The organism is Vibrio sp. OPT46, from assembly GCF_015163535.1.
In the GTDB taxonomy this organism is placed as follows: domain Bacteria; phylum Pseudomonadota; class Gammaproteobacteria; order Enterobacterales; family Vibrionaceae; genus Vibrio; species Vibrio alginolyticus.
Map to the genome: position 1 here is coordinate 757 of NZ_JADDYG010000721.1, position 1,450 is coordinate 2,206.

At 42.3% G+C, this 1,450-nt stretch carries 2 protein-coding genes; both read right to left on the minus strand.

Annotated elements, in window-relative coordinates; translation table 11 throughout:
- Positions 1–639: TonB-dependent receptor plug domain-containing protein (locus IQR33_RS34395; protein WP_228014143.1), on the minus strand; the 639-nt coding region annotated here is incomplete at its 3' end.
- A gap of 94 nt (positions 640–733) precedes the next feature.
- On the minus strand, positions 734–1,450 hold a 717-nt coding region (locus tag IQR33_RS25715), incomplete at its 5' end, for a siderophore ABC transporter substrate-binding protein (protein WP_193844183.1).

The window sequence follows — 1,450 nt, forward strand, 5'->3', positions numbered from 1 at the left end:
GATATGTCCTCCGAATTGAGTGTCCGATAAGTAGCTGCCGGTGAAAGATGTGATTGGTGTTTCTTGTGCTCTTTTTGTCACTAAGTTGATGGTGCCACCAACAGATCCATTCGGTGGCATACCGTTGAGCAAAGAAGCAGGACCTTTAAGTACATCAATACGTTGATACATTTCAGGAGAGGTTCGGTAATAAGGAGCGATACCATACAATCCATTAAACATAACGTCGCTAATGTCTGAGTTGAAACCTCTTACTTTGAAACTTTCTTTGTTTAAGCCGGTTTCACCGCTGGTGAAAACAGAGGGATCAGAAGCTGAGATTACATCTGAGATATCGCGTGCTTGTTGGTCTTGAATGTGTTTTTCTGTGTATCCAATCGTATTGAAAGGCGTTTCCATGAAGTTTTTGTCGCCAAGCATTCCCATATTACTCGCGTGAGAAACTTTGCCAGCGGCATAAACTCTGTTTGCTTCACCATAAACTGTCATTGATTCATCTACGACTTCTTCAGCTTGAGCGATACTAATTGGTACGACAAAAGTACTAAATTGAAGTGAAATAAAGAGGGCGATATGACACGGGCTTGGTTTGTTTTTCTGTGAAGAGTCCATCGCTATCTGATGATAGTCATGAGTCATTATAGATTCCTTTTCTTTGTTTGGGCTAGCTCACATCCGTTCTGACGTCGGTTGAGTGTTGAATTACTTAAGATCCAACTCATTGTTATTAGATTTAGCTTTGGTAACCTTTTAGGATGTCATCAATTATGATTTTCAGAGATGTGATGCTTGCTGAAGTGATGTACCAAGCATCGGCATCAACAAAAACGACGTTGTCGTTTTTCCATGCTTTGGTTTGACGGAGTAGCGGGTTTGCTAAGTGTTCCGCATCAATGACAGGCTTTCCTTCCATTACTGCTGTTCGATCAATGATGTAAAGAATGTCTGGATCAGCTTGGCTAATGAACTCGCTAGAAATTGGCTGACCATGCAAACCTGTCTCCACTTTTTCACTCGCTGCTTTTACCCCCAGAACATCGAAAACGAAGCCATAACGAGACTCAACGCCAAATGAGCTGAAAGCACCATTGTTATGCATGACAACCAAAGCTTTTTCTGAACGCTCTTTCGTAACAGCGCGCACTTCTGCGACTTTTGCATCGATTTCGGCAACTTTCTGTTGGGCTAGCTCTTGCTTTTCAAAGATCTCACCAAGCTCTACAAGGTGTTTCTTAATGGTATCGACGTGATGGTCACGACTATTACGGTAGCTGATGTCAAAATGTAAAGTCGGAGCGAGTTGAGAGAGTTCTTCATACTGATTAGCATGTAGCGGAGTCATCAATACGAGATCTGGTTTTAGGGCATAGATCTTTTCCATATTAGGCTGAACTATCGCACCAAGATCCGCTATCTCAGGTGTGTCTTTGTATTTCGCTAGAAAGTGAGG